Source organism: Vibrio sp. 2132-1 (assembly GCF_033344315.1).
The window spans coordinates 1-2023 of the sequence record NZ_JAWPON010000051.1; the positions used below are offsets into that span (position 1 = coordinate 1).

The following is a 2023-nucleotide window of genomic DNA, read 5'->3' on the forward strand; positions in this document are numbered from 1 at the left end:
GAAGCTTCGTCTCTGTGGGGTCCGAGAACAGTAGTTCAACGAGAGCGCGGACAAGCCTTGTTCCTCGGCCTTTGTTCAACTGTGTCGGGTCAGCCAGAGACTGGTCTATTCCTCGCACTCCTGGATCAGTTTCATCTTCCCACCAGCCATCACCGCTTCCGAGCGCGACGTACGACTGAGCATAGCCGATCGGTTCCTCGCCCAGCATTGCGATGTACGGTGTTACGGACTCTTCCGCCATCGCTCTGGGCAGGTAGTGTTCCAGCACTTCATCAAGAGTCGGTCGCTCTTCGTCACCACCCCACCACTCAACGATGTGCGGCCGGTTGAGCCAATCATGGAGCATCGGCAGGTCGCGCTCGGTCATGAGGCGAAGAGTTATGGGGGGGGTGCTCGCGGCCTTGCGGCCCATGGCTCGCTGCTGTTCGGCAAAGCGGGCCTGTCGTATAGCGTTAGGGGTGGCCAGCAGGTTGCCGGTACGCTTGTCGTGTTGGTCTTTCATCTCAAACCCTCCATTAGAGCTAACAGTATCCCACCAGTTAGCGCTAACGCAAGCATTACATACTTAAATCTGGCCCCCGACTGCGCTGCTTCTGGGTCTGCTTCGCCAGCTCGGCGCGGGCCTCCTGCACCTGCGGCAGCTCCATCACTTTCTGTACCGTGCGCTTGATGTAATCGGCCTCATGGCCTGCCTTGCGCTCCATGATCGCGGGGCTGGCCTCGGCCATGGCCTTGCCGATCTCGTCCGGCTCCCGGCCCTTGCTGGCCAGCTTCATAGCCGCAATGAAGTCGCACTTGCTGAGGTCGTCACCGAAGCGTTTGACCAACCCGGCCATTTCGCTGCGGTAGTCGTCCACGGCGCTGCGGCGATACCGGCGCACACTCCGCGGGGCGGTGATCTCGGCCAGTCGTGCCGTCCGTTCCTGTTGGCGCTTAATGCTGTCCAGCACCTGCCCGGCCTGCTGCATCAGCTCCGGCCCTGCGGTGGCGGTCTTGCCCTTGGATTCACGCAGCAGCACCCACGGCTGATAACCGGTGCGGGTGGTGTGCTTGTCCTTGCGGTTGGTGAAGCCCGCCAAGCGACCATAGTGGCGGCTGTCGGCGCTGGCCGGGTCGGCGTCGTACTCGCGGGCCAGCTTCCGGGCGATTACGCCCCTGTGACCTGCTGGGGCGTCCTGAGCCACTTTTACCCATGCCTGATAGTTCTTGGGGCTGGTCTCCACGATCAGCGCCGGCTCCCGGCCCTCGGCTTTCATGTCATCCAAGTCGAACTCACTGAGATCGTCCACCAGCACCAAACCATGCCGCTCCTGCTCGGCGGGCCTGATATACACGTCATTGCCCTGGGCATTCATCCGCTTGAGCCATGGCGTGTTCTGGAGCACTTCGGCGGCTGACCATTCCCGGTTCATCATCTTGCCGCTGGCGGCATCCCGTATGCCGATGTCGTACCGGTCGCAGCCCATGGCCTTGAGCTGCCGGGCGATGGCTTGCGCGGTGCGGTCACCCTTTACTTGAGCTTGAAAACCAGCCATATACCCCCCTGTTGTTCGATGATTTGCGGCTCCAGCCAAAGCCATGATGCGATCAGCAGCGCCAGAATAGGCGTCACGGAAGCGATCAAGACCCCGGCCCACAACTTCCATGTCCAGCCACGGGCGGCGCTCCGGGCGCTCTGCGCGGCGCTGCTCACCTCGGCGGCTACCTCCCGCAACTCCTTGGCCAGCTCCACCCATGCCGCCCCTGTCTGGCGTTGGGCTTTCAGCCACTCCGCTGCCTGCGCCTCGCTGGCCTGCTGAGTCTGGCTCATGACCTGCCGGGCCTCGTCGGCCAGTGTCGCCATGCTCTGGGCCAGCGGTTCGAGCTGCTCCGCTAACTCGTTGATGCCTCTGGATTTCTTCACTCTGTCGATTGCGTTCATGGTCTATTGCCTCCCGGTATTCCTGTAAGTCGATGATCTGGGCGTTGGCGGTGTCGATGTTCAGGGCCACGTCTGCCCGGTCGGTGCGGATGCCCCGGCCTT

General features: G+C 62.4%; 3 protein-coding genes. All 3 read right to left on the bottom strand.

Annotation, left to right across the window (positions count from 1 at the left end):
• On the bottom strand, positions 1–412 hold a 412-nt coding region (locus R8N47_RS23325), incomplete at its 3' end, for an AacA4 family aminoglycoside N(6')-acetyltransferase (protein WP_318185874.1).
• Positions 413–557: 145 nt separating this feature from the next.
• Complete coding sequence (locus tag R8N47_RS23330) at positions 558–1535, bottom strand: DNA-primase RepB domain-containing protein (protein WP_318185872.1); 978 nt, start codon at positions 1533–1535, stop codon at positions 558–560.
• Positions 1511–1921: an IncQ-type mobilization protein MobB gene (locus R8N47_RS23335; protein WP_318185873.1), complete on the bottom strand. Its 411-nt coding sequence runs from the start codon at positions 1919–1921 to the stop codon at positions 1511–1513. The genes R8N47_RS23330 and R8N47_RS23335 overlap by 25 nt, the downstream gene beginning before the upstream one ends.
• Positions 1922–2023 lie beyond the last annotated feature (102 nt).

Bases quoted from the DNA above. Each gene is read 5' to 3' on its own strand.
- R8N47_RS23330 (WP_318185872.1), bottom strand. From the start codon at position 1,535: ATGGCTGGTTTTCAAGCTCAAGTAAAGGGTGACCGCACCGCGCAAGCC.
- R8N47_RS23335 (WP_318185873.1), bottom strand. From the start codon at position 1,921: ATGAACGCAATCGACAGAGTGAAGAAATCCAGAGGCATCAACGAGTTA.